This window comes from Peribacillus frigoritolerans (assembly GCF_030676415.1).
Classification (GTDB): Bacteria; Bacillota; Bacilli; order Bacillales; family DSM-1321; genus Peribacillus; species Peribacillus frigoritolerans_A.
Genome location: NZ_JAUUTW010000132.1, coordinates 1 through 266 on the forward strand (window position 1 = coordinate 1; position 266 = coordinate 266).

Here is a 266-nt window from a genome sequence, read left to right on the forward strand (position 1 = left end):
ATTAACATAGTCATGTTTGCGAAAGAATCCTTCTTTTGTACGAGGACGTGTATAGGGTAAAGCAGGTGTGATTTCTTTGTTAAATAGGTAGCTTGTAATCGCTGGTGTTTTATAAGCTGCATCTGCGGCAACTGCTTCCGGTTTTCCAACTTTCTCAATCACTTGCTCAACAAGTGGCTCCAAAATATGACTGTCATGTGTATTACCAGGTGTTACAATCGTTCCCAATACAAAACCGTTGCGGTCTGCGGCCGCGTGGAATGAAT

The 266-nt window shown here is 42.5% G+C and carries 1 protein-coding gene; it reads right to left on the reverse strand.

Annotation, left to right across the window (positions count from 1 at the left end):
* A partial coding sequence (locus Q8G36_RS29520; RefSeq protein ID WP_305163164.1) for a transposase occupies positions 1-266 on the reverse strand: 266 nt, incomplete at both ends.